At 68.0% G+C, this 25,004-nt stretch carries 15 protein-coding genes and 2 pseudogenes; 6 read left to right on the top strand and 11 right to left on the bottom strand.

Going from position 1 to position 25,004, the window contains the following annotated elements; all coding sequences use genetic code 11:
- Positions 1-62: 62 nt before the first annotated feature.
- From pulA to GTY56_RS11380, 7 genes and pseudogenes are all read right to left on the bottom strand, one after another.
- Complete coding sequence (pulA, locus tag GTY56_RS11350) at positions 63-5,459, bottom strand: pullulanase-type alpha-1,6-glucosidase (RefSeq protein ID WP_161362691.1); 5,397 nt, start codon at positions 5,457-5,459, stop codon at positions 63-65.
- Positions 5,460-5,585: 126 nt separating this feature from the next.
- Positions 5,586-5,738, bottom strand: a pseudogene (locus GTY56_RS11355) (short-chain dehydrogenase); the annotation flags it as partial.
- Between the two features lie 58 nt (positions 5,739-5,796).
- Positions 5,797-7,170, bottom strand: a complete 1,374-nt coding sequence (locus GTY56_RS11360) for an alpha-amylase (RefSeq protein WP_161362689.1) — start codon at positions 7,168-7,170, stop codon at positions 5,797-5,799.
- A 119-nt stretch (positions 7,171-7,289) separates the two neighbouring features.
- The gene (locus tag GTY56_RS11365; RefSeq protein ID WP_161362837.1) at positions 7,290-9,017 is read right to left on the bottom strand and encodes a glycoside hydrolase family 13 protein; all 1,728 of its coding nucleotides are present in this window, start codon (positions 9,015-9,017) and stop codon (positions 7,290-7,292) included.
- Between the two features lie 144 nt (positions 9,018-9,161).
- Complete coding sequence (locus GTY56_RS11370) at positions 9,162-10,073, bottom strand: sugar ABC transporter permease (RefSeq protein WP_161362687.1); 912 nt, start codon at positions 10,071-10,073, stop codon at positions 9,162-9,164.
- A gap of 13 nt (positions 10,074-10,086) precedes the next feature.
- Positions 10,087-11,091 carry a carbohydrate ABC transporter permease gene (locus GTY56_RS11375; RefSeq protein WP_161362685.1) on the bottom strand — a complete coding sequence of 335 codons (1,005 nt, stop codon included), beginning with the start codon at positions 11,089-11,091 and terminating at the stop codon, positions 10,087-10,089.
- A 117-nt stretch (positions 11,092-11,208) separates the two neighbouring features.
- Complete coding sequence (locus tag GTY56_RS11380) at positions 11,209-12,477, bottom strand: extracellular solute-binding protein (RefSeq protein WP_161362683.1); 1,269 nt, start codon at positions 12,475-12,477, stop codon at positions 11,209-11,211.
- 386 nt (positions 12,478-12,863) lie between these two features.
- Between GTY56_RS11380 and GTY56_RS11385 the strand changes: the two genes are divergently transcribed.
- The gene (locus tag GTY56_RS11385; protein ID WP_161362682.1) at positions 12,864-13,898 is read left to right on the top strand and encodes a substrate-binding domain-containing protein; all 1,035 of its coding nucleotides are present in this window, start codon (positions 12,864-12,866) and stop codon (positions 13,896-13,898) included.
- A gap of 93 nt (positions 13,899-13,991) precedes the next feature.
- The gene (locus GTY56_RS11390; protein WP_161362680.1) at positions 13,992-14,897 is read left to right on the top strand and encodes a phosphatase PAP2 family protein; all 906 of its coding nucleotides are present in this window, start codon (positions 13,992-13,994) and stop codon (positions 14,895-14,897) included.
- Here the strand turns inward: GTY56_RS11390 and GTY56_RS11395 are convergent.
- On the bottom strand, positions 14,876-17,884 hold the full coding sequence (locus GTY56_RS11395) for a bifunctional [glutamine synthetase] adenylyltransferase/[glutamine synthetase]-adenylyl-L-tyrosine phosphorylase (RefSeq protein ID WP_161362678.1): 3,009 nt from the start codon (positions 17,882-17,884) through the stop codon (positions 14,876-14,878). The genes GTY56_RS11390 and GTY56_RS11395 overlap by 22 nt on opposite strands.
- Positions 17,885-18,218: 334 nt before the next feature.
- On the opposite strand from GTY56_RS11395, the gene GTY56_RS11400 reads away from it, so the two are divergent.
- From GTY56_RS11400 to GTY56_RS11410, 3 genes are all read left to right on the top strand, one after another.
- A complete protein-coding gene (locus GTY56_RS11400) occupies positions 18,219-18,665 on the top strand; it encodes a VOC family protein (RefSeq protein ID WP_161362676.1) in 447 nt (148 codons plus the stop codon).
- Between the two features lie 64 nt (positions 18,666-18,729).
- Complete coding sequence (locus GTY56_RS11405) at positions 18,730-19,353, top strand: VOC family protein (RefSeq protein WP_161362674.1); 624 nt, start codon at positions 18,730-18,732, stop codon at positions 19,351-19,353.
- A gap of 178 nt (positions 19,354-19,531) precedes the next feature.
- Positions 19,532-20,779 (top strand): hypothetical protein, encoded by a 1,248-nt coding sequence (locus GTY56_RS11410; RefSeq protein WP_161362671.1) that lies wholly within the window; start codon positions 19,532-19,534, stop codon positions 20,777-20,779.
- 27 nt (positions 20,780-20,806) lie between these two features.
- Here the strand turns inward: GTY56_RS11410 and GTY56_RS11415 are convergent, their stop codons facing one another.
- The 3 genes and pseudogenes from GTY56_RS11415 to GTY56_RS41555 all read right to left on the bottom strand — a co-directional run.
- A complete protein-coding gene (locus tag GTY56_RS11415) occupies positions 20,807-21,757 on the bottom strand; it encodes an HD domain-containing protein (protein ID WP_161362670.1) in 951 nt (316 codons plus the stop codon).
- A 13-nt stretch (positions 21,758-21,770) separates the two neighbouring features.
- On the bottom strand, positions 21,771-22,766 hold the full coding sequence (locus tag GTY56_RS11420) for a hypothetical protein (RefSeq protein WP_161362668.1): 996 nt from the start codon (positions 22,764-22,766) through the stop codon (positions 21,771-21,773).
- A gap of 409 nt (positions 22,767-23,175) precedes the next feature.
- A pseudogene (locus GTY56_RS41555) lies at positions 23,176-23,262 on the bottom strand (glutamine synthetase); the annotation flags it as partial.
- A 720-nt stretch (positions 23,263-23,982) separates the two neighbouring features.
- Between GTY56_RS41555 and GTY56_RS11425 the strand changes: the two are divergent.
- Complete coding sequence (locus GTY56_RS11425) at positions 23,983-24,984, top strand: nucleotidyl cyclase domain-containing protein (RefSeq protein ID WP_161362666.1); 1,002 nt, start codon at positions 23,983-23,985, stop codon at positions 24,982-24,984.
- The last annotated feature ends 20 nt before the right edge of the window (positions 24,985-25,004 follow it).

Here is a 25,004-nt window from a genome sequence, read left to right on the forward strand (position 1 = left end):
CGGGGCGCGTACGGGAAGGGGGCGGGCCGTGGATCACGGCCCGCCCCACCCAACGTAGTGCGCTATCCGGCGGCCCGGGTGAAGACGGCGACCGTGCGCCCCGGAACGGCGAAGGTTCCCGATTCGGCGGCGTAGGAGGCGGACTTGACGGTAGAGTCCGCGCCCGCCGCCTGGACCGGATGCAGCCGGTACCCCGCCCCGGCCAGTGCGGGCACGCGCTGCTCCTGCTTCTCCGGCGTGGCGTTGAAGACGACGACGAGGTCACCGAGCCGCATGGTGATCACGCCGGGCGTCTCGTCCGTGCCGGACAGCGGGAAGGACAGCCGGGACTGCACCTGTGCGGCCGTGCCGAGGGAGAAGTCCCGCTCGGTGCTCCGGATCCGCAGCAGGTCACGGTAGGCGGCCGAGGTGCCCTCGATCTGCTCGCAGCCCACCGTGACCTTGGTCAGCAGGGGCTTGGCATAGGGCCACTTGTCGGTGTTGTCCGCCGCCATGGGCAGGCCGCGGCCGAAGCCGTTGCCGTCCTCGCACCTCCAGTGGACGGCGTTGAACCAGTCGCCGCTGTCGTAGGAGTTGCGGTCCAGGGACTTGGAGCGCAGCAGGTCGGTGCCCGCCTGGGAGAGGGCCGGGCCCTGGGAGAGGGTGGCCGTCGCCATGGCCAGGACCTGCATCCGGGCCCGGTCGGCCGCGCTCGTCGAAGCGGACAGCTTGAAGGCGAGCGCGTCGAACAGGGTCTCGTTGTCGTGGGCGTCGGCGTAGGCGAGGGCGTCTCCGGGGGCGTCGGCGTACCCGGCGGGGGCGCCGTTGTAGTCGACCTCGGAGCCCTTGACCTCCTTGCCCGCGGTGTCGGTGAAGCGGTAGCCGGCGAGGTTGCCGGAGAGCCCGACCTTGATCAGATCCTGGTAGTGCAGCAGGCGGGCCTTCTGCTCGGCCTCGGTGCCGTTGTTCTTCGAGGAGTTGGGGTCGGTGTACAGACCGGACGCGAAGCCCTGGACGCCGGGGTCCTCGTCGAAGGGGCCGCCGCCGCGCACGGCGTCACGGGCGCGGTCGGAGAAGGTGGCGATGCCGGTGCCGGCCATGTTCTTCTGCGTGGCCTGGGGGAACCGGGCGTCGTCGGCGATCTCGCCGAAGTTCCAGCCCTCGCCGTAGAGGATGATCTTCTTGCCGTCGACGCCGTCCTTCGCGGGGGTCAGCGCGTCGAGGGCCTCGCGGACCGCGAGGATGTTGGCCTTCGGGTGGTGGCCCATGAGGTCGAAGCGGAAGCCGTCGACCTTGTACTCCTTCGCCCAGGTGACGACCGAGTCGACGACGAGTTTGCCCATCATGGCGTTCTCGGTGGCGGTGTTGGCGCAGCAGGTGCTGTTCGCGACCGAGCCGTCGGCGAGGAGCCGCTGGTAGTAGCCGGGCACGATGCGGTCCAGGACGGAGGTGTCCGCCTGGCCGCTCGCCGCGGTGTGGTTGTAGACGACGTCCATGACGACCCGCAGGCCGTCGTCGTTGAGGGCCCTCACCATCTTCCGGAACTCGACCGTGCGGGCGGTGCCGTCCGGGTCGGTGGCGTAGGAGCCCTCGGGGACCGTGTAGTGGAACGGGTCGTAGCCCCAGTTGTAGGCGTCCTTCGCGGCGATCTTCCCGACGCACTCCTGCTGCTTGTCGGAGTCGGCGGGGAAGGAGGCCAGGTCGCAGTCGGTCTTCGCCTGGTCGGTCTTCCTCTCCGGGATGGTGGCGATGTCGAACGCGGGCAGCAGGTGGACGTACGAGGTGCCCGCCTTCGCCAGCTCGCGCAGGTGCTTGCTGCCGTCACTGGCCTTGTCGGTGAAGGCCAGATAGGTGCCGGGGTGCTTCGCCGTGCGGTCCTCGACGGAGAAGTCCCGGATGTGCAGCTCCTGGATCTGGGCGTCCCGCAGCGGCACGGCCTTCGGCTTGGTGTACGCCGACCAGCCGGTGGGCTTGAGCGCCTTGTCGTCCAGGTCGACGACGAGGCTGCGCTTCGAGTCGGCGGTGAGGGCGACGGCGTAGGGGTCGGTGACCTTGTTGGTGACGACCTTGCGGACGCTGGGCGCCCAGACCTTCACGACGTACCGGTAGGGCTTGCCCTTCCAGGACTTCGGGCCGGTGACGGACCAGACGCCGGTGCCGGCGTCACGGCGCATCGCGGTGGTGGAGTCGCCGATCTCCAGGGACACCTGCTGGGCGGTCGGCGCCCACACGGACAGCGTGGGGCGGCCCTTGTCGAACGTCGGCCCCAGGTCGGCCCCGGTGGCGCCGGAGTACAGGTCGTCGAGGACACCGGCGATCTGGACGCCGGTCGCCGCGAGCACCGCTCCGTTCACCGCGTGCTGGGTGGCGACGACCTGCCCGCGCAGGGCCTCACGGACCCGGTCGCGGTCGCGCGGGTCGACGGTCCAGGCGTCGTACTCCTTCAGGTGCGGGAACTTCGCCTGCTGGGCGTCGGTCAGCTCGCTCCTCGACAGGCGCAGCCACGTGGCGTCACCGGTCAGGGCGCCGTCCTTCACGGCGATCGAGCCGTCGCGGGCGTAGAGCAGCTGGGTGGAGGCGGCGGCGTCGGAGCCGTTCCAGGCGAGGGTGTTCCGGTCGATCCAGACGGCCTTGGAGGTGGTCAGGTCGAGGGCGGCCGCGCTGCCCGCGGGCTGCGGGAGCAGGTACTTCTCCTGGCCGCTCACCAGCCACACCTCGGGGCCGTTCGCCTTGAGGTCGAGCGACTGGTCGGTGGGCAGGTCCTTCTCGTCGCCCTTGTGCAGGATGTAGCTGAGGCTGGTGGCTCCGTCGGTGAGCGGTACCTCGAAGACTGCGCCATAGGAATCAGTCTTGACCGGTTCGAGGGGCTTCGACCACTCGGTGGGGTTCGCGGCGCCGGTCCAGACGTGCAGACCCCAGCCGTCGTACGTCCCGTCGGCCCGGTGGTAGTGCAGGACGGCCTTGCTCTTGTCGGGCGCCGGGTACTCGGGCCGCTCGGTGGTGACGGTCTCCTTGCCCTGCTCGATCCAGATCTCGCCGGTCTTCGTGACGTCGATCGTGCGGTCGGTGGCGACGTCCTTTGTGCCGTCCTTGTCGATGACGAGGAAGCCGACGTTCGAGGCGCCGGGCTTGAGCTTGACCCAGGCGAAGGCGCCGTAGGCGTCCCGGCCGGTGAAGGGGTGGCTCTTCGGCCACTCGGTGGCCTCGCCCTCGGCCAGGTCGCCCCAGGCGTACAGGCCCCAGTCGGCGTAGTCCCCGTCGGCGCGCTTGTAGTGCACGATCGCGTAGTCGCGCGAGGAGGCGGTGGGCGGCTCGGGGGCGGGCGGGGTGCCGGTGGTGGAGGCGGCGAGGGCGCTCGCGGTGCGGCCGGCCGAGTCGACGACGACGGCCTTGTAGCGCAGGGCCGTGCCGGGCGCCACGTTCTTGCCGATGGTGTGGGTGACCTTGTAGGGGGCGTGGTCGGCGGAGCCGAGGGTCTGCCACCTGCCGTTGCCGGTCTGCGCGGCGAAGACGACACGGTTGAGCTGTCCGCCGCCCGTGTCGGCGGTGACCTCGACGGTTCCCGTCGCACCCGGGGCCGGGGCCTTCAGGGTGATCGTCGGCGCGGTGGCGGGCTCGGCGAGCCTGCCGGACGCCTTGAGGACGATCGCCGAGCCGGCCGGGACGGTGACGGTGAGCTTCCTGTCGCCGTCGCTCTTCGGGGAGGCGCTGGTGCCGTGGATGCCCTTGAAGGTCATGCCGGCCGAGCCGGTCGGGAAGGTCGCCGTCTTCGCCTCGCCGGCGTTGTTGAAGGCGACGACGTACTCGGTGCCGTTCTTCGCGTCGGTGCGGGAGAAGGCGTAGACGCCCGGTCCGTCGGCCGCGTACCGCTGCTGCTGGACGCCGTCGGTCAGTGCCGGGTTGGCCTTGCGGAGCTTGGCGAGGGCACTGATCTGTTGGTAGAGCGGCGCCTTCATGTCGTAGGCGTCCTCGGCGTGGGTCCGGTCGGTGCCGATACGGTCGTCGTCGAGGTAGTCGGCGGTGCGCGAGGCGAACATGGTCTGCCGGGCGTCCTTGTCACCGCCCGGGCCGGTGAAGCCCTGCTCGTCGCCGTAGTAGACGACGGGGTTGCCGCGGCTGAGGAACATCAGCTCGTTGGCGAGTTTGTCCTTGGCGAGGAGCTCGGCGTCGGTGGCCTTCGGGTCGTCCTGCTTCAGGAAGGACCCGATCCGGCCCATGTCGTGGTTGCCGAGGAAGGTGACCTGCTCGTACGCGTTGGCCTTGCCGGTCGTGTACTTGTAGTCGTCGCCGAAGACACCGGCGAGCTTCTGCGCGCTCGCGCCCTGCGAGGCGTACTGGCGGGCCGCCTCCTGGAAGGGGAAGTCGAGCGTGGCGTCGAGGCGGCCCTGGGTGACGTACGGCGAGGTGACGTCCGTGTCGGCCGAGTACACCTCGCCGAACATGAAGAAGTCGTCCCGGCCCCGCTTGGCCGCGTAGGCGTCGAGGGCCGTGGCCCACTGGGTCCAGAACTCCATGTTGACGTGCTTCACGGTGTCGATCCGGAAGCCGTCGATGTCGAAGTCCCGCACCCAGCGCTGGTAGATCTTCTCCATGCCGTCGACGACCTCGGGCCGCTCGGTCCACAGGTCGTCGAGGCCGGAGAAGTCGCCGTGGGTGGAGCTCTCACCGGCGAAGGTGGAGTCGCCGCGGTTGTGGTACATCGTCGGGTCGTTGAGCCACGACGGCACCTTGTTCTTCTTGGTGACCACCGGGGTGCGCGGGAAGGAGTCCCGGTCGACCGCGGGGAAGCCGCGCCGCCCGTCGGCGTAGTCGGCGTCGTCGAAGGGCACGCCGTCCTTCGTCAGGTACGGGAAGGCGCCCTTGGACAGGTAGTCGTAGGACTTCTCCTCGTAGTCGACGACGTCCGCGGTGTGGTTGGTGATGACGTCGAAGAAGACCTTCATGCCCTTGGCGTGGGCCTTGTCGATGAGGGTTTCCAGGTCCTCGTTGGTGCCGAAGTGCGGGTCGACCTGGGTGAAGTCGGTGATCCAGTAACCGTGGTAACCGGCCGAGGCGTTGGCCCCGGTGCCCTGCACGGGCCGGTTCTTGAAGATCGGGGCCATCCAGAGGGCGGTGGTGCCCAGGCCCTTGATGTAGTCGAGCTTCTTGGTGAGGCCCTTGAGGTCGCCGCCCTGGTAGAAGCCCTTGTCGGTGGGGTCGTAGCCGGTGGCGAGGCGGGAGCCGGTCAGGCCGCCCTTGTCGTTGCGCGGGTCGCCGTTGGCGAAACGGTCCGGCAGGACGAAGTAGAACTGCTCACGGGTGGCGTCGTGCCGGGCCGGCTCGGCGGCGAGCCTGGCGTCGGACGGGGGCGGTGGCGGGGTGTCCGCCCGCGCCGCGAGGGGCTGGACGAGCGCTGCGGCCAGCGCGGTCACGGTGACCGCGGCGACCCGTCCGGTACGGGCAGTTCGGCGCCTCGACGGCACCGGCCATCTCGGTATCAAGACGTGGACTCCTTGCGACGTGCGGCTCTTGAGGTCCGACCCCGCGCGACCGTATCGCCGCCGCAACTCTTACAGCAAGAGTCCTGAAAGCATCAGAAAGGAATTTCAGAACACCCGAGGGGCCCCTCAGGCCGCCATCAGCGCCGCCAGGGCGCGGCCCATCGCGGCGTTGAACTCTTCCGGCGCCAGCGGCAGACGGGACTTGACGTCCCGGTTCCACTGGTCGGCGAGGACCTCGGCGGAGCCCGCCTCGACACCGTCGAGGGCCGCGTCGGCCACGAGGCCTCGGTGACGCCCCTCGGAAGAACCGGCCGAGGGGCGTCAGCCGACGTGCAACTCAGCAGCTCGACTTGCCCGCGTAGATCGCGAGGGCGGTGTTGGAGCCGAGGGTGGCCGTGAACTGCCCGCCGGCGTTCACCGTCACCGTCCTGCTGTTCTGCACATCGCAGTACGTCCCCGCAGGCAGCGACGTCTGATACGTACGGCTCAGCGAACCCGGCTCGTGGTTGATGGCCACGAAGCCCTTGCCGCCCCGGCCGAACGCGATGGCGTCGCCGCCGTTGTCCCACCAGTCGGTGACGGCCTGACCCCGGGTGGCGTTGCGGAAGCCGACCATGGACCTGATCTCCGGCCAGTTGTGCTGGCACTTCCAGCCGTCCTGCCAGCAGGCGTTCACCTGGCCGCCGTTCGGGGGGCCGGCGTCGTGGTCGGAGAACTCGTAGCCGGAGTTGATGTCCGGGGCGCCGTAGGGCCAGGCCAGCATGAAGACGTTGGCCAGGGTGTAGGTGGCGTTGTCCTTGTAGCTGAGGGTCGAGCCGTTGCGCTCGGTGTCGTGGTTGTCGACGAAGACGCCCGACACACCGCTGCTCATGTAGCCCCAGCCCTCGCCGTAGTTCTTCAGGTAGGCGAGGTTCTCGTTGGTGAAGACCCGCTTGAGGTCGTAGGCGTAGCGGAACTCCTGGACGTCTCCGTTACTCGTGTATTCGGTGGGCTGGACCGCCTCGCCGGAGCCGTGGATGACCTCCTGCTTCCAGTACACCGACGGGCTGTTCAGCCGGGACTTGATGTTCGCCAGGTCGGCTGCGTCCATGTGTTTGGCCGCGTCGATGCGGAAGCCGTCGACACCGAGGGAGAGCAGGTCGTTCATGTAGCCGGCGATCGCGCCGCGGACGTAGTTCTCGCCCGTGTCGAGGTCGGAGAGGCCGACCAGTTCGCAGTGCTGGACGTTCCAGCGGTCCTGGTAGTTGGTGATCTGGCCCGTGCAGTCGTCGAAGTCGGGCGCCGAGTAGAGGCCGGGGTAGTTGTACTTCGCGTACGACGAACCGCCGGTGCCGGTGCCGTTGCCGGCCGCCATGTGGTTGATGACGGTGTCCACGACGACCTTCACACCGGCCGCGTGGCAGGTGTTCACCATGTTCTGGAACGCCGCGCGGTCGCCGAGCCGGCCGGCGATCTTGTAGCTGACCGGCTGGTACGAGGTCCACCACTGCGGGCCCTGTATGTGCTCGGCGGGCGGGGAGACCTGGACGTAGCCGTATCCGGCGGGCCCGAGGGTGGTGGTGCACTCGCGGGCCACCGAGGCGAAGTTCCACTCGAAGAGGACGGCGGTGACGTCCTTGGTGCCAGGTGGGGAGGCCTGTGCACCAGTCGGGGTCATGACAACCGCAGCCGCGGCGAGCGCGACGGCGGAGGCGAGGTATCTGCGTGCCATGTGGGGTTTCCTTCTTCGTTGAAGGTTCTTGCTGCAAGGTTCAGAAACCTTGCGGTGACGCAGATAGTAGAGGCCCGCCGCCCGAAAGGGCAGCGGGCCGTACGAAATTCAAAGGAAAGTCAGGCGCGGGCCTCGGCGGTCGCGGTGGTCCACCACACCGTGGTGTCGGCCGGCACCTTGGCCTCGTCGTCGACCTCGACGATCTCCCCGCTCGCCACCAGCACCCGGCCGTACGCCGGCATCGCCACGGACTCGCCGGTGGTGTTGGCGACGCACACGAACTCCCCGCGCCGGAAGGCCAGCACGCCCTCGGGCGCCCGCAGCCACTCCACGGACGTGCCGGCACCGAGGTCGGGCTGCTCGCGCCGCACACGGAGCGCGGCCCGGTACAGCTCCAGCGTCGAACCGGGCACGCCGGTCTGCGCCTCGACGCTCAGCTCGCCCCAGCCCTCCGGCTGCGGCAGCCAGCTGCCCCCGTCGCCGAAGCCGTACGACGACCCGGTCCTGGTCCACGGGATCGGCACCCGGCAGCCGTCGCGGAAGCCGTCCTGGCCCGCGCCCCGGAAGTACGCCGGGTCCTGGCGCACCTCGTCCGGCAGGTCGACGACGTCGGGCAGTCCGAGCTCCTCGCCCTGGTAGACGTAGGCCGAGCCGGGCAGCGCCAGCATCAGCAGGCTCGCGGCCCGGGCCCGGCGCAGGCCGAGTGCGCGGTCTCCGGCCAGGCGGATCTGTGTGCCGAGACCTGCCGGGTTGGCGAAGCGGGTGGCGTGCCGGGTGACGTCGTGGTTGGACAGCACCCAGGTGGCCGGGGCACCGACCGGACGCATGGCCTCCAGGGTGCGGTCGATGACCTCGCGCATCTCGGCCGCGTCCCAGTGGGTGCTCAGGTACTGGAAGTTGAACGCCTGGTGCAGCTCGTCCGGGCGGACGTAGTTGGCGGTCCGCTCGATCGTCGGCGTCCACGCCTCGGCGACGAAGATGCGCTCTGGGGGTACCCCCTGCACGGAGTGCTTGGGGGAGTACTCGTCCAGGATCAGCCGCCACTGGCGGTAGATCTCGTGCACGCCGTCCTGGTCGAAGAACGGCATGACATCGTTGCCCAGCAGTTTCACCTGGTCGTGGGATCCAAGGTCGGGCAGCCCGTCCGCCTTCACCAGGCCGTGGGCGACGTCGATGCGGAAGCCGTCCACGCCCATGTCCAGCCAGAAGCGCAGGATGGAGCGGAACTCGTCGCCGACCGCCGGGTGCTCCCAGTTGAAGTCGGGCTGCTCGGGGGCGAAGAGGTGCAGGTACCACTCGCCGGGCGTGCCGTCGGGTTCGGTGACGCGGGTCCAGGCCGGGCCGCCGAAGATCGACTCCCAGTCGTTGGGCGGCAGTTCGCCGTTCTCGCCCTTGCCGGGACGGAAGTGGTAGCGGTCCCGCAGCGAGGAGCCCGGGCCCTCGGCGACGGCCCGCTTGAACCACTCGTGCTGGTCGGAGGAGTGGTTGGGCACCAGGTCGACGATGATGCGCAGGCCCAGCGAGTGGGCGTCGCGGATCAGCGCGTCGGCGTCCAGGAGGTTGCCGAACATGGGGTCGACAGCGCGGTAGTCGGCGACGTCGTAGCCGGCGTCGGCCTGCGGCGAGGCGTAGAAGGGGCTGAGCCACACGGCGTCCACGCCGAGCTCGCGCAGGTACGGCAGCCGGGTGCGGACACCCTCCAGGTCGCCCATGCCGTCGCCGTTGCTGTCGGCGAAGCTGCGCGGGTACACCTGGTAGATCACCGCGTCCCGCCACCAGTCGCGGCGCTTGGCGACGGCCGTGGCGGACGTGGGGGTGGGGGCAGGTGCAGCTGAGTGCTGGCTCATGTCGTCCTTGATGCGTAACAGGATGTCGGTCATGGAAGGCGTGGGTGGGGTGACGAGGCGGCCGCGGCACAGCGGGGTCGGATGGGCGCCGCGGCCGCCTCGGGCTGGTGGAGGCCGTTCGGCGACGGCCCGGAGGGCGCCGGATCAGCCCTTGGTGCCGCCGGCGGTGAGCCCGGTCACCAGGTTCTTCTGCACGAGGTAGAAGAACGCGGAGACGGGTATCGCGATGAGCACCGCGGTCGCGGCCATCAGGTTGCGCTGGGCGTCGTGCTCGCTGATGAAGCTCTGAAGGCCGACGGCGAAGGTGTACTTCTCGTCGTCCAGCATGAAGACGGTGGCGAAGGCGACCTCACCGAAGGCGGTGATGAAGCTGTAGAACGCGGCCACCGCCAGACCGGGCCGGGCGAGCGGCAGGATCAGCCGGAAGAACGTGCCGAAGGGCGTCAGTCCGTCGACGCGGCCGGCCTCGTCGATCTCGAACGGGATGGTGTCGAAGTAGCCCTTCAGCAGCCAGGCGCAGTAGGGCACCGCGGTGGAGCAGTAGACCAGGACCAGGCCGAAGTAGGTGTCGACGAGTTGCAGGCTCGACAGGATCTGGTACATCGGCACGATCAGCACGGCGATCGGGAACATCTGCGTGCACAGCAGGACCCACATGAACTTCTTGTAGCCCGGGAAGCGCATGCGGGACACGGCGTACCCGGTCGTGGCGGCGATGACCACTCCGATGACCGTGGTTCCCAGGGACACGATCAGCGTGCTCTGCAACCAGTGGAAGAAGGCGGTCTCCTGCAGCACGAAGCTGTAGTTGTCCAGGGTCATCTTCGACCAGATGCCGCCCGGGTGCAGGTAGTCGTCCTTGTCCGGGCCGAGGGACAGGAAGACCAGCCAGGCGATCGGGAAGAGCGCGATCAGGCTCGCGATGATCAGCAGGCCGTGGGAGAGGAGGCTCCCGGCCGCGCCGCGGCGGCCGCGCCGGCGCACGGGGGCGGGCGCGGGGGCGACGGCGGGGACCGGGGCCCCGCCCGCGGACTGCTGGACGGTCGTGGTGCTCATGGGGACTCCTGCCTCAGATCGCGAGCTGCTGCTCATCGCGGTTCAGCCAGCGGCGGTAGAAGGAGGTGAAGACGATCAGGATGCCGAGCAGCAGGATGCCGTAGGCGGCCGACTGCGCGAAGTCGCGCGGCTGCTGTCCGAAGCCGAGCTGGTAGGCCCAGGTGACGAGGATCTGCGCGTCCGGGGCGGTGTTGCCGAACAGCAGGAAGATGATGGCGAACTGGTTGAACGTCCAGATCACGCCGAGCAGCACCACGGTGGAGCTGACCGACCTGAGGCCCGGCAGGGTGACGTAGCGGAACTGCTGCCAGCGGCTGGCGCCGTCCATCTCGGCGGCCTCGTAGAGGGAGGAGTCGATGGACTGCAGGCCACCCAGCAGGGAGACCATCATGAACGGCACGCCGCACCATGTGTTGACCATGATCGCGGCGAAGCGCTGCCAGAAGGTGTCCTCCAGCCACGCCGGGGTCGGCAGGTGCAGCGTCTCCAGGCCGGAGTTGATGATGCCGGAGTCGGCGAGCATGAAGCGCCAGCCGAAGACGGTGACGAAGGTCGGCACGGCCCACGGCAGGATGAGGATCAGCCGGTAGAAGGTGCGCCCGCGCAGCTTCTGGTTGAGCAGCAGCGCCAGGCCCAGGCCGATGGAGTAGTGCAGGGCGACGCACAGGGCCGTCCACACGATCGTCCAGATGAAGTGGGACCAGAAGCGCTCGTAGGCGGTCTCGCCCCACAGGATGTCGGCGTAGTTGTCGAAGCCGATGAACTTGTAGGTGGCCTCGATCTCGTTGACGCCGATCGTCCGGGCCGTGTTGAGGCTGGTCGCGTCGGTGAGCGTCAGGTAGAAGCCGTAGGCCAGGGGGTACAGCACGAGCACGCCGAGCACGACGGCCACGGGCGCGATCATCGCGTAGGCGTACCAGTGCTTCTGGTAGCTGTGCTTGAGGCGCCGGCCCAGCCCGGACCGGGGACCGCGGTCACCGCTCCGCTTGCCGGTCGCTCGGTCGATGGCGACTGTCATGTTCGACAACCTTCTTCGCGAACTGGAGATCAGCTGGAGATCGAGGGGTACGGCACACAGGCCGACGGCCGCCGGATCCTTCCCCCTCTGTGCTGGAGGATCCGGCGGCCACAGGGCCTACTTGCTGTAGTCCGGGAGCAGCTTGGCGATGGAGGTCTCGGCGCTCTTCAGCCCCTCGTCCAGCGACTTCTTGCCACCCGCGATCGCGAGCAGCTCGTCGTCCAGCGGCGTCCACAGCGAGCTGTACTCGGGCAGCTCCGGCCGCGGCTGGGCGGCGGCGAGGACGCCCTGGTAGCCGGCGATGCCCGGGTCGGCCTTGACCTCGTCGGTGTAGGCGTCGTCGCGCGTCGGCAGCGTGTTGTTCTTCAGCGCGATGGTCTCCTGGGCCTTCGCCGAGGTCATGAACTTCACGAACTTCAGCGAGGCCTCCTGGTGGGCCTTGTCCGAGCCCGCGTAGACCGAGAGGTTGTGGCCGCCGGTCGGGGCGCCCGCCTTGCCGGCGGAGCCGGCCGGGACGGTGGCGATGCCCAGGTTGGCCTTGTCCTTGAACGCCGAGCCCTTGTAGAAGTTCGTGATCTCCCACGGGCCCTGGACGATCGAGGCGACCTTGCCGCTGACGAACGCCTCCTGGATGTGGGCGTAGGCGTCGGCGGTGGTGTCGGCCTTGTGCAGGCCCTTGCCCTTGAACAGGCTCAGCCAGGTGCCGTAGGCCTTCTCGGCCGCGGGCGAGGTGACCGTGATCTTCTTGGCGCCGACGTCGACGGTGTCGGCGCCCTCGCCGTAGAGGAAGGAGTGGGCGTAGTAGGACTGGGTCGAGCCCCAGTAGCCGTCGACGCCGGTCTTGTCCTTGATCGTGGCCGCGGCCTTCTTCAGGTCGTCCCAGGTCTTGGGAGCCTCGACGCCGGCCTTCTCGAACAGGGCCTTGTTGTAGACCAGGGCGAGGGTGTCCGTGGTGAACGGGACACCGTAGGTCTTGCCCTCGTACTGGGCCTGCTTGATCAGGTTGGACTTGAACTTGTCCTGCTCGGCGAGGGCGTCGGTGCCGTCCAGCGGCAGGAAGAAGCCCTTCTTGGCGAAGGCGGGGGTCCAGCCGACCTCGGAGCGCAGCACATCGGGGGCACCCTTGGAACCGGCGGCGGTGTCGAACTTGTTCTGCGCCTGGTCGAAGGGGACGTTGACGTACTTGACCTTGACGTCCTTGTTGGCGGCCTCGAACTCCTTGACGAGGGCCTTGTAGGTCGGCGCCTCGTTGGTGGCGTTGGAGGTGTCCCACCAGGTGATGGTGACCGGGCCGCCGGCCTCGTCGCCGCTGTCGCTTCCGCCGCACGCCGTCGCTGCCAGGGCGAGGGACGCCACCAGCGCGGTGGCCGCTATGCCACGCCGCATGAGTTCTCCTTGAGGGTGAAGCCCGTTGTGCTGCCGACTGCGCCGTTGGCCGCCGGGCGTCGGTGACATTAACCGCGTCGCAACGTGTTGCGAAAGACCTTGCAGCAAAAAGTTGCAAGAGGTGCGGATGGTTATCCCGCCGTGACCTCCCCTCGATCGCCCTGAAGCCTTGATACGGCTGATCGACGGGGAGTCGGACAGCTGTGCAAGACTCTGCAAGCACTTGCCATCCGTTTCCGCCGGGGGAATCATCCGTTGCGGAGCGGACGCCGACACGACCTCAGGGGACCGCGATGACCAAGCAACCCGCAGCGGGCCGGGCGCCGGCCCGCGCCCGGCGTCCCGTCGGTGTGCAAGCGGAAGTCCGGCCGCTACAGTCCAGTGCTGTGACCACACGGCTTGCGGACATCGCTTTGCAGGCGGGGGTGAGCGAAGCGACCGTCAGCCGCGTCCTCAACGGGAAGCCGGGCGTCGCCGCCACGACCCGCCAGTCCGTGCTGGCCGCCCTCGACGTGCTGGGCTACGAACGCCCGGTGCGGCTGCGGCAGCGCAGCGAGGGCCTGGTCGGCCTGATCACGCCGGAGCTGGAGAACCCGATCTTCCCGGCCCTGGCCCAGGTCATCGGCCAGGCGCTGACGCGGCAGGGATACACGCCCGTGCTGGCCACCCAGACCCCGGGCGGCTCGACCGAGGACGAACTGACCGAGATGCTGGTGGACCGCGGGGTCGCCGGCATCATCTACGTCTCCGGGCTGCACGCGGACACCACCGCCGACATGCAGCGCTACGACCGGCTGCGCGCGCAGGGCGTGCCCTATGTCCTGGTCGACGGTTTCTCGCCGAAGGTGCAGGCGCCGTTCATCTCCCCCGACGACCGGGCGGCGATGAGCCTGGCCGTGACGCACCTGGCGTCCCTCGGGCACACCCGGATCGGACTGGCGCTGGGGCCCAAGCGGTTCGTGCCGGTGCAGCGCAAGATCGAGGGGTTCGTGCGGGCGGTGCAGGAGCAGCTGGGCCTGGCCGCCGAGACCGTCGAATCGCAGCTCGTGCAGCACTCCCTGTACACGCTGGAGGGCGGACAGGCCGCCGCGACCGCCCTGATCGAGCGGAACTGCACGGCCGTGGTGTGCGCCAGCGACATGATGGCGCTGGGCGCCATCCGGGCGGCCCGGCAGCTCGGTCTGGACGTGCCCAAGGATTTCTCCGTGGTCGGTTTCGACGACTCCCCGCTGATCGCGTTCACCGACCCGCCCCTGACGACCATCCGCAAGCCGGTCCCGGCCATGGGCCAGGCCGCCGTGCGCACGCTGCTGGAGGAGATCGGCGGGACGCCCGCGCCGCACAGCGAGTTCGTGTTCATGCCGGAGCTGGTGGTGCGCGGTTCGACCGCCTCGGCCCCGGGGGAACGCGGTCGCTCCTGAGGCCTTCCGCCTGATTCAGCCGTAGAACATGCGGCTCGTACGAGGCCGCGGGATGATCGGTGGGTAAGTCCTTTTCTGGCAGACTTTGCGCCTATGGGTGAAACGACCGTGACGAAGCCGGAGGGCCTGGAAGCGGCCCTCCCGGACCCTGTTGCGGCCGATCCGGGGCCTGGTCCGCTGCGCAGACTGCGCACCCCGCACCGGCCCCGGTTCTGGTTCGAGATCCTGCTGATCGCGGTGAGTTACTGGACGTATGCGCTCGTCCGCAACGCCGTGCCGGAGCAGAAGGCCGAGGCGCTGCGCAACGCCGACTGGATCTGGCGGGCCGAGCACCACGTGGGCATCGCCGTCGAGGAGTCGGTCAACCACGCCGTGAACTCGGTGCATTGGCTCATCGTCGGGATGAACTACTACTACGCGACGCTGCACTTCATCGTCACGCTGGGTGTCCTGGTGTGGCTCTACCGTCGCCATCCCGGCCGTTACGCGGCGACCCGGCTGGTGTTGTTCGCGACCACGGCCGTCGCCCTGGTCGGTTACTACCTGTATCCCCTCGCGCCCCCGCGGCTGATGACGGGCGGCGGCTTCATCGACACGGTCATGGTCCACCAGACCTGGGGTTCGATGGCGTCCGGCGACCTGAAACACATGTCCAACCAGTACGCCGCGATGCCGTCGATGCACATCGGCTGGTCCGTGTGGTGCGGCCTGACGATCTTCGCCCTGGCGCATGTCCCCTGGGTGCGGGTGCTGGGCCTGGTGTACCCCGCGCTGACGCTGGTGGTCATCGTCGCCACGGCCAACCACTTCTGGCTGGATGCGGTCGGCGGCGTGCTGTGCCTGGCCTTCGGGTTCACCGTGGCCCGGCTCTGGTACGGAAGGCAGCCGTACGCACTGCCCCGGACGGTCCCGGCCCGCGGGCGGGACGCCGCCCGGGAACGGGGGGACGGCGGGCCCGGGGCGCGGACCGGCGGGCCTCAGCGCTCGGCGGCTCCGTAGAACAGTTCCTCCATCACGCCCCGCGCCCGGCGCGCGGTCCGCCGGTAGCCGTCGAGCATGTCGCCGACGTGGCCGGGGCCGTAGCCCAAGTACCTTCCTACGGCCGCCAGTTCCCGGGGGTCGGAGGGGAAGGTGTCGCCGGCCCGGCCGCGGACCAGCATCACCGCGTTGCGGACCCGGGTCGCGAGGACCCAGGCCTCGTCGAGGGTCGCCGCGTCCTCGTCGGTGATCAGCCCGGCGGCGCGGGCCGCGGCCAGGGCCTCGCGGGTGCGGGTGGTGCGCAGTCCCGGCACCGCCGATCCGTGCCGCAGCTGCATCAGCTGCACGGTCCACTCCACGTCGGACAGGCCGCCCGGACCGAGCTTGGCGTGCAGCTTGGGATCGGCGCCGCGCGGCAGCCGCTCGGACTCCATGCGGGCCTTCAGCCGGCGGATGTCGCGCACGGCCTCGTCGGTGAGCCCGTCCGCCGGGTAGCGCAGCGGGTCGATCAGCTCGATGAACCGGTGCCCCAGGTCCGCGTCGCCCGCGACGGGCTCGGCCCGCAGCAGCGCGTGCGACTCCCACGTCAGGGACCAGCGGCGGTAGTACGCCGCGTACGACGTGAGGGTGCGCACCAGCGGCCCGGACTTGCCCTCCGGGCGCAGGTCGGCGTCGATGAGCAGGGGCGGGTCGGCGCTCGGGATCTGGAGCAGGCGGCGCATCTCGGAGACCACCTTGTTGGCCGCCTGGGCCGCCGTCCGCTCGTCGACGCCGTCGCGCGGCTCGTGCACGAACAGCACGTCCGCGTCGGAGCCGTAGCCCAGTTCGTGGCCGCCGAACCGGCCCATGCCGATGATCGCGAACCGGGTGGGCAGGTCGTCCCCCCAGTTGTCCCGCACGACCGCGCGGAGCGTGCCCGCCAGGGTCGCGGCGGTCAGATCCGACACCGCGCCGCCGACCCGGTCCACCAGGGCGCCCTGATCGGCCTCGGCGGGCTGCTCCTCGGTGCCGTAGGAGCCGACGATGTCGGCGGCGGCCGTGCGGAACAGCTCCCGGCGGCGCACCCCGCGAGCCGCCGTGACCGCCTGCGCGGCGCCGTCGGCGCGTTTCACGGCGGCGAGTATCTCCTGCTCCAGGTGAGCGCGCGGCCGGGGTTCCAGACCGCCGCCGTCCCCGTCTCCGAGCAGCGCGACCGCCTCCGGGGCGCGCATCAGCAGGTCGGGCGCGAGGCGGCCGGCGGACAGCACCCGGGCGAGGTTCTGCGCGGCGGCGCCCTCGTCCCGCAGCAGCCGCAGGTACCAGGGGGTCTTGCCGAGCGCGTCGGACACCTTGCGGAAGTTGAGCAGCCCCGCGTCCGGGTCGGCCGAGTCGGCGAACCAGCCGAGCAGCACGGGCAGCAGGGTGCGCTGGATGGCGGCCTTGCGGGTGACGCCGGAGGCCAGCGCCTCCAGGTGGCGCAGGGCTGCTGCCGGGTCGGCGTAGCCGAGGGCGACCATGCGTTCGCGGGCCGCCTCGGTGCTGAGCCGGGCCTCGCCGGTGGCGAGCTGGGCGACCGCGTCGAGCAGCGGCCGGTAGAAGAGCTTCTCGTGCAGCCGGCGTACGACGCCCGCGTGCCGCCGCCACTCCCGGTGCAGGTCGGCGACCGGGTCCGTGCGCAGGCCGAGGGAGCGGCCGATGCGGCGCAGCTCGGCCTCGTCCTCGGGGACGAGGTGGGTGCGCCGCAGCCGGAACAGCTGGATGCGGTGCTCCATGGAGCGCAGGAAGCGGTAGGCGTCGTCGAGCTGCGCCGCGTCGGACCGGCCGACGTAGCCGCCGGCGGCGAGGGCCTCCAGCGCGTCCAGGGTCGTACCGCTGCGCAGGGAGGTGTCGGCCCGGCCGTGCACCAGCTGGAGCAGCTGCACGGCGAACTCGACGTCCCTGAGGCCGCCCGGGCCGAGCTTCAGCTGGCGGTCGACCTCGGCGACGGGGATGTTCTCCACGACCCTGCGGCGCATCTTCTGCACGTCGGGGACGAAGTTCTCGCGCTCGGCGGCCTTCCACACCAGGGGCTGGACGGCGGCGACGTACTCCTCACCGAGGTCGAGGTCGCCGGCCACCGGGCGGGCCTTCAGCAGCGCCTGGAACTCCCAGGTCTTGGCCCAGCGCTGGTAGTAGGCGAGATGGCTGGAGAGGGTCCGCACGAGGGGGCCGTTCCTGCCCTCGGGGCGGAGGTTGGCGTCGACGGGCCAGATGGAGCCCTCGACGGTCGTCTCCGAGCAGATCCGCATCATGTGCGAGGCGAGCCGGGTCGCGGCGCGTACGGCCTTGGTCTCGTCGGTGCCCTCGGTCGCCTCCCCGACGAAGATGACGTCCACGTCGGAGACGTAGTTCAGCTCGTGGCCGCCGCACTTGCCCATCGCGATGACCGCGAGGCGGCACTGCTCGGCGTCCTCGGGCGCGGCCGCCCCGGCGATGGCGAGCGCGGCGCGCAGGGTGGCGGTGGCGAGGTCGGCCAGCTCGGCGGCGGACTCGGCGACGCCGGTGGTGCCGCAGACGTCCCGGGCGGCGATGGACAGCAGACAGCGCCGGTAGGCGACCCGCAGGGAGACCGGGTCGGTGGCCTCGGCGAGTCCCGCCTCGAACTCCTCCACCCCGGGGTGCAGGTCGTACGCCTCGTACATGACGAGCGCCTGCCAGTCGTCCGGGTGCCGGGTGAGGTGGTCGGCGAGGGCGGTGGAGGCACCGAGGACACCGAGGAGGCGGTCGCGCAGGGGCTTGGCCGCGATCAGGGTGTCGAGCAGTTCCCGGCGGGCGCCCGGGTTCTGCTGGGCCTCCAGCAGCCGGACGAGGCCGAGCAGCGCGAGATCGGGGTCGGCGGTGGCGCCCAGCGCCTCCAGCAGCACGGGGTCGTCGCGCAGGGGCGCGAGCTCCGGGCTGTCCAGGAGCCGCTCGGCGGCGGACGCGTCGGTGAAACCGTGCCGCAGCAGCCGCGTGAAGGTACTGCTCCTGCGCCCCGGCGCCGCCGTCATCCGGGCCTCCCTCGCACTGTTCCTCGGACATGCATCGGATCAAGGTCGTACGGCTTTGAGCCTAACCGCACGGGCCGGGGGAAGCGCCGGGGAGTTCGGCAGGCGGACGGGTGCGCGCGTGGCCAGGTGGACTGGCCACGCGGGGGGAGGCACGGTACGGCGGTTGGCGGTGCTCCGGGGGACGCGAGGGCCATTTCCTCCCCGGCACGCGTCCGGTGGCCGTCCACTCGGTGGCGCCGCCCGGCATTTTCGGCTTCGGTGAGAGAGCCGTTCAGCCGGCTTCAGCCGGACCCGGTGATCGGTTCCCGTAAGGCCGGACGAAGGAGTCATGCCCATGGACATCACCCTGGAAGTCATTCCACTGCCCGTGTCCGACATCGACCGCGCCCGGGACTTCTACCGGGACAAGGTCGGTTTCCACGTGGACATCGACCAGGAGGTCATGCCCGGGATGCGGATCGTCCAGCTGACCCCTCCGGGTTCCGGGTGCTCGATCGCCCTGGGCGAGTCGATCTGGGAGATGACGCCCGGCCCCACCCCCGCCCCGGGCTCCTACCAGGGTCTTCAGCTGTGCGTCGCCGACATCAAGGCGGCCCACGCGGAGCTGGTCGCCCGCGGCCTCGACGTCTCGGAACCGGTCCAGTACTCCCCGGACGACGGCGCCACATTCATGCACTTCCAGGACCCGGACGGCAACGGGTGGGCGGTCCAGGAGTACCGGCGCCGGGCCACCGAGCCACTGCACCAGTTGCTGGCGGACCTGAAGCGGCAGCAGGCCTGAGGCCCCGGGGAACCGGTCAGGAATCGAGAAGCACGGCTCCCGGAGCGCGATTAGCGTCGTTGTCATGACGTCCATCGCATCCGTCACCCTCGAGGTGGCCGACCCCGCCGCCGCCGAACGCTTCTACGCCACCGCCTTCGGTCCGGGCGACCGGCTGCGCCTGCGGGCGTCGGAGGCACCGACCTCCGGCTTCCGCGGGTTCACGCTGTCACTCGTGGTCGCCCAGCCGGCCGATGTGGACGCGTTCTTCGAGGCGGCCGTGCGGGCCGGGGCGACGCCCCTGAAGCCCGCCGCCAGGTCGCTGTGGGGCTACGGGGGCGTCGTCCAGGCCCCCGACGGGACCATCTGGCAGCTCGCCTCGTCGTCGAAGAAGAACACCGGCCCGGCGACCCGGCAGATCGACGAGTTCGTCCTTCTCCTCGGCGTCGAGGACGTGAAGGCCAGCAAGCGGTTCTACGTCGAGCACGGTCTGGCCGTGGGGAAGAGCTTCGGCGGCAAGTACGTCGAGTTCGCCACCGGGGGCCCCGTGAAGCTGGCCCTGTACAAGCGCAGCGGCCTCGCCAAGGTCGCCGGCGTCTCCCCCGACGGCACGGGCTCCCACCGCCTGACCATCACCGGCGACGCCGGGCCGTTCACGGACCCGGACGGGTTCGCGTGGACGACGGCGTCGGAGAACGCGTCGGTGTGAGGGACAGGGCGGGTGGGGGACGCAGGTCAACATTTCCCTGACCACAGGCACCACCAGTTCCGTCATTATTGCCCGACCACCCCGATCCCACCACGGCTCACACCTGTTAGATGCAGAATGCAGCGCTCCGGCTGCGACCTTCTGGCGTGTCATTTTGTTCCTCGGTAAGATGCGCGACATGGGGATGCCCGCGCTCGCGTTGGACAATTCGACATTCATCAGCGCACAGGAGTTCATCACTGCGCAGAATCGGGGCGAGCGGAGTCCAGATCCGTTCGCACGTCAGTCCTACGTCGAGTTGGTGCAGTCCCTGATATTCCAGCCGGCGGTGCGGGTGATCCATCCGGTGCACCTCAACCCGACCTCCCAACAATTCGGCGACGAGCCCTACCTCTTACGACGTTTGCTGGAACTCAGGCTGGTCACACCGGTGCAGGTTTCCGCCGACTCGATGCAGCACCTTGCCGCCGCCGAATCGGATGTGCTCACCACTTTGCAGACACGCGGGGTGGACGCCATGCTCTCGTTTCTGCGGTCAATGGAGGATTGTGATCACGAGGCCGAGGCAGCAGGCCGTCCCGGTCTCCGGCGGAGAATCCTGCAATGGAACGATTTCCATCAGACGCAGATTCCTCACCATTTGGTCCGCGTGCCGACCACTGACGGAATCGAACCCGATCGGCTCGGCGAATGGGCCCGGGCGGCCTCCCTGGCCATCGGCGAACTGTTCCGACCCCTGATGCCGAGTGCGGTAGAGCCCTCGAACTTCATCGCGGCACTGGCGAGGTCCCTCCGCTACCAAGCCCGAGCCACGGTCACTGGTCACGCTTATCAACCCCACGGGCTCCGCAGGGATTTCGCCGTCACCAGCCAGATCCTGTCCGATGGCATGGATGAGGAGACGGCCGTGGACGTCATCAAGCTCATCAGGGGCATACATGACCGGTTGAGCGAGAACGCCGGACCCTCGCGTGCCCGCCACCTCGAGCTGCTTCGCCTCGAACTGCCCTTGGTGGGAGGCCGTCTATGGAATGCCGAAGAGGCCGGCCTGCGGACCGACCGGGAATGGATCGATCTGGTCTGTGACCGCATCATGAGTTACCGGGCGAAGGCCGGCCCTCTCCGTGAGCTGGTTCGTGGAATAAGGACCGAGGAAGACACCCTTCGTTTCCAACGTGGAATCGAGGAAGTCACCCAGCGGCTCAACGAGCGGCTCGGGCTGAGCACGGTCGACATCACCCCTCTTGAGGCCCAGCTTGCCGAAGGGGTTTCCTCCGTCGCATCGGCCGTGCCCGGGGTACCGACGGTAGGGGGTCTCTGGATTGGTGCTCGAGCGACCTTGAAGCGGTACGCATTCCGCGGAAACATCGCCCAGAAGTTTGTGTACCAAGAATATCTGAGCGCCTGGCGTCGCGCCAACAACTGAGCTCCATGGCAATTCCGCGGGGCCCGCCTAGACGAAGCAGCGGGCGGGCTCGACGTCGGAAATATAGTCCAGTCTCGGTTCCAGTGCTCTGACTGTTTCCTGGGCCACCAGCCCTTCCCGTAGCACATAGGCGATCATGTCGACCTCGGTCCACTGGGTCAGACAACCGTCAGCGTTCCCTCCCAGTCGACTGACGACCGGGTCCACGAGGACCCGCCGGATCATCTCTCCATGGCAGACTTTTTCGTTGTTCAGTGGAAAAATATACTGCTCAAGATAGCTTTGGCGCAGCACTGAGCGGATACTGCGAAACCTTTCGTTCTCAAGTGGATCCGTGTTCAGGAAATCATGTTCGGACAGGAACTTTCGCGCCGATCTGAAGACGAGCGAGTTCAAGTCGCGGGTGTATCCGGCTACGTCCGCTTCTCGGTTCAACAGCAGGTAGAGGTGGTGGAGTTCCTCAAGAAAGGCGTAATCCCCGACCGGCAGGCGGAGCATGTCGAGAGCACCGTCCGGAAGTTCCGACGGTGACAGATTCAGGCCAGTGACGGCGAAAAGGGTGTCCTCGAAGAAGCCCGTGACGATATCAGCCAGAAGTACTGCACGTGCGGCGGGACTCAATTCCGAGACACGCTTGCGTGCAATGTCTGCCGCTTGACTGACGGTCGCTTCCGGCAATCGCCCCTCGATGAAACGCTCCATGTCGTCGGCTCCATCGAAGTGATCCCTTTCGGCGTTGTGCGCGAAGGGCCAACGATTGATGTCGTGCAGCCAGGAGAAAAGCAGCACCTCCGACCTGGGCAACCTACGCTTCTCCCCCACCAGCAGAGCCAAGGAGGCGACTCTCGCGACATGCTCATAACGCGAGAACGTGAGGGTTCGCGGATCACCACCATTGGGGTGCACGGTCACAAAGCCGGTAATGGTCCGCAGTCGCTTCGCGGCGCACGTCAGCCATGTCGGCAGAAGTTCCGACACCAGGGTCCCAGACCTATTCATCGCCGCTCTCCCTACCGAACCTCCCGAGCCAGGCCCGCTCGGCTGCAATGGATCCAGGTAGCAGTTCGATTTGAAACTTGTGCAGTGTCAGGCTGATCATCGACTGCCGGACCTTCGCGCCCGTCCGGACGCGGCGGCCGGGTAAGACCTCGAGGCCCGACATGTCGGTTCGCAGTTCGTTGGCGATCCAAGCCAGGTGCTCCTGCGCAACCTCTGGTTCGAGAATCCGAGATCGACAGAGGTCTCGCTGAGGTTTTGGACAGTGGCACGGCAAGCACTGCTCGGCAGCACCTCGCCGACAGTCCCATACGTCCAGGGCCTCTGCTCGGCCCGTGGCAAGCGCAATGGCGCACGAGGTGCTTCGATAGACCGGGTAACCCACGGCAGCGGCCGCAGCGTTGATGTCCTGCCAGGCTTCCGTGTCCCACAGTTCGTCGCACGCTTCGGCGGGCCCTTCCAGCAAGCCTGTCTGGACGAGTTCTTGTTGGGCGATTCCGGCTCCCGTGGAGAGACCGATCGCAACCGAACAGCGATAGCCGGAATCCTTCAGCCGGCGTACGACTCGGACGGCCCAGTCCGCGGAAGGCACGGACTTACGCACGACAGGCCGCCAGAAGTGCACCATCGCGATGTTCTTCATGTCGCGGCACTCCGTTCCCGCATCGAACGTCATGTCAGGGACAAGGACCGGCCCCTTTTCCGTGCGCAACTCCAGCGTGGTCCGGTGAAAGGATTGCGAGCAGAAAACCACCATGGCAATGTTCAGATCATCCAGGGTCCGGGCGAGGGTACGCGGCATACGCCCTTTCGTCACAACCACCAACGGCCGCGAGAGGCCGGCGACGGCCAGCTCGGCGGCAAAGGCGCGGAGATACTCCTGATTGGCCGGGGTCAGTAGCATATCCGTATAGTTGCCCAGACATACTGGCGTGGAATCAATGTCACCACCCATATGGCTGCGGGTTTCATCGAGGTACTCACAGAGCATTTCCACTGCCCGTACGGGTGAAACTCTCGGCTGCGGCGGACGCGACTTCAGCCCTATCGGCCCCAGATAGCAGTAGGAACAGTTCGCAGGACAGCCGATGATGGGATCGACACTTATCCACGTGTCATGCTCCGCGATGATAGGCACGTGCTGCAGAGGCGCTTCCCGGGCCGTCAATTCACCTGCCCCCGTCCCGTGACGTCCGCGCACCGACAAGAGGCAAGGACATTCTAGCGTCGCCGATGCGCCCCTGAGTCTCCTATGATCTCGTCAGGGAAAGTCCAAGGAATCGATGGCGATCAAGCGGCTTGGATGGTAGACCGCCGCCAATCCGAAAGGGCTGCCGGTCCACGACCGACAGCCCTCTCTCATCGAATCCGCAGCGGCACGGCCGCCGTGTCGCCTCGCCTTACAGCGCCGGAAGATTCTTCCGCAGCTCGAACGCCGTGACCTCCGAGCGGTACTCCTCCCACTCCTGCCGCTTGTTGCGCAGGAAGTGGTGCGACCCCTTAGCGACCTCGCGCGGACGACCTCCAGCCAGCGCTAGTCGGGCCCCGAGCAGTCGTGATTGGTCGTCGTTGGTCGCCGTGGGCCGCCCTTCGACGGCCCAGGGACGGCCCAGACTTGTTGACGGAGTGACTGACCGCACGGCATGTCATGCAAGCGGGCGGACGCCTTGAAGGAGAGTACGCGTCCAGAAGACGAGGCGCCCAACGAGCATTGCTACACGATCAATCCCTGCTCGACTGAAGGGAAGGAACAGCAGTGCGGGCACGCACGCCACGGTGACGATCAGGAGGGGAGGTAGCAAGATCAGCACTATAGCTACGCGCTGAACTGCCGCCAGGTAGCGGGCGCCAGGGATCGGGATCAACGAGGTACACCTTTCGTCTACAGACCGGAGCGTTGTGTCCCTAGACTCTTGAGCCAGCGCACCGTTGCGCCAGGTGGCACACGTTGCCAAGCCGTTGGCAACACGAGTCTTGGGGGACGAATGACAGACGAAAACCTGCCCGCCCTCCTAAGGCCACTCGATGGTGAACTGCCTGTGGAGGCATCGAAGCTGGCAACTAGCCTGCGCGTGCTGTTCAGCGGGCTAGAGATTTCAGTCCGCCGATATGCTGCACGCCGTTCGCGCGACGCGGGAGCTATATCCCGATACTTAAATGGGTCGCGACTCCCACCCTGGGAATTCATTCTGGATCTCGCGCGAGACGTGGCCACCTACCGGGGTGAGTCAATCAAAGAAGAAACCCTGCAACTCTTACGCGATCAACATCACGCAGCGGTAGAAGCGCAAGGGAACCCTGCAAGCCTCCTCAGGCTGACACAACTCCAACTCGCCGAAGCGGACCGGAAGTCCCAGCAGAGCCTGATGCAGATCGAGGTGTTGACTCAGGCCTTGCAGGACCGTCAAATGCTATTGGATGACGTCGAACGACAACTGCGTGAAGTGCAGCACCGAGACGCCATCGCTGAACTTCACTTTGAGCAAGTAATCGAGGAGCGCGACGAACTACTGGAGCAAAAAGAGAAGCTCCATGGAGAGTTGGCAGCCCTCAGGGGCGAAGTCGAGCGAGCGAGAGCACGGGCCGATAAGTTTGAGGCCGAATGCGCTTCACTGGAAACAAGGCTAGCCGCCCTTGAAGGCCCAGAAGAAGTAGCGGATTTCACTCCGGGCAATATGGCGATCGGCATGCTCGAGATGCCTGGATTCGCCCGCATTTCGAGGAGGCTCAATGAAGCGGAACTTGTCTCCCTGATCGAGAGGGTGAGGGGACTGTGCAAACAGGTAGCCACTATCACTGGCGCGAGGTTCTTCCATACACGCAACAGTGACGTTACCTTCGTGACTCCCACAGCATCCGCCGGGGCCGAAACAGCGTTGTTATTGTCCGAATCCGAAACGACCACGATGCTTGATGACCTCAGGGCGGAAGTCAGGATCGGCCTCTGTTACGGCCAGGTTTACACAACGGCAGGAATTATGCTGGGCCCAACCGTAATCCTCACAGAAAGGCTATCTAGCATCGCACCAAAAGATGCGGTTCTGGCTGATGCCGCCTTGATCGAGCAGCTTCTTGCAGAGTCCACCCTGCATGTTCACGGAGAAATTGAGGGAAAGTACGCCGCGCAAGAAATGTGGCAGCGTCCGGTACGAGGCATGGGCGTAGTTGAGCCCTGGCTCCTCGTGAGGCCACCCGATGCGCATGATTGATGTAGCCGCTGGAGAAGCAG

Origin of the sequence: Streptomyces sp. SID5643 (assembly GCF_009872555.1) — a bacterium.
In the GTDB taxonomy this organism is placed as follows: domain Bacteria; phylum Actinomycetota; class Actinomycetes; order Streptomycetales; family Streptomycetaceae; genus Streptomyces; species Streptomyces iakyrus.